The 1,034-nt window shown below is 71.8% G+C and carries 2 protein-coding genes; one reads left to right on the top strand and one right to left on the bottom strand.

Annotated elements, in window-relative coordinates; genetic code table 11:
• Positions 1-203 (bottom strand): hypothetical protein (locus tag AC066S_RS38905; RefSeq protein WP_478271919.1); only part of this gene is annotated, 203 nt, incomplete at its 3' end.
• A 397-nt stretch (positions 204-600) separates the two neighbouring features.
• On the opposite strand from AC066S_RS38905, the gene AC066S_RS38900 reads away from it, so the two are divergent.
• A partial coding sequence (locus tag AC066S_RS38900; RefSeq protein WP_478271918.1) for a M23 family metallopeptidase occupies positions 601-1,034 on the top strand: 434 nt, incomplete at its 3' end.

The following is a 1,034-nucleotide window of genomic DNA, read 5'->3' as shown; positions in this document are numbered from 1 at the left end:
GCCGCGCTGCTGCGCACCAGCAGGCACCAGGTCGTGCCCTCGATCGGGCCGGGCCGGATGGCCGGCCGCAGCAACGGGGGAATCAGAGGCTCGACGGCCCGCAGCCGTTCGCTCGAATCGCGCGTCAGGCCGGCCAGGCGGGCCAGCGTCGGGGATTCCTCGGTGGCCTGCTGCAGCGTGACGGCGTGGTGACGGCGGTTCATGGGGCAATGCGCCGCGCGGCGCGGAGAAAAACGAAGTGCACTTGATTATCACGGACGCCTGGCTGGCGCGCAGCCGCGCCATCCATCTCTCGGGCACGCGGCTGGCGGCCGCCGGCCTGCTGCTGTCGGTGGCGGTGATGCTGCTGGCGGCGCTGCTCTACCACTGGGTGTTCCTCAAGGGCGCCCGCGAAGGCTGGCCGGTGATCGGCTCGCTGGTGCGGGTGGTGGCGCACGACGAGATGGCCGAGCGCGACCGCTTCCTGCGGGCCAACCTCGACGCCATGGCCCGCAAGGTCGGCGAGATGCAGGCCCGCATGCTGCAGCTCGAATCGCTCGGGGAGCGCGTCTCCGGCCTCGCGGGCAGGGCGGGGCGCTGGTCTCCAGCCGGCCGATGGAAATGGACGAGCTGCAGCGCACGCTCGACGTGCTCTCCGAACTCACCGACCGCCGCGTCGACCTGCTCACGGTGGTCGAGTCGCGGCTGTTCGACCAGCACATCCGCAAGAACATGGTGCCCACGCAGGAGCCCGTGCTCGGCAAGACGGCCGGCTCGGCGTTCGGCTGGCGCATCGACCCCTTCACCGGCCAGTCGGCGCTGCACACCGGCCTCGATTTCCAGGCGGACACGGGCACGCCCATCCTGGCCGCAGCGGGCGGGGTGGTGGTCGCGCAGGAATTCCACCCGGCCTATGGCAACATGGTGGAGATCGACCACGGCAACCAGCTGGTGACCCGGTACGCCCACGCGTCGCGCACGCTCGTCAAGCGCGGCGACCTGGTGCGCCGCGGCCAGAAGATCGCCGAGGTCGGCACCACCGGGCGCTCCACGGG

Source organism: Bradyrhizobium sp. CFUWI (assembly GCF_056429085.1).
This window is presented reverse-complemented; position numbering and strand designations above follow the sequence as displayed.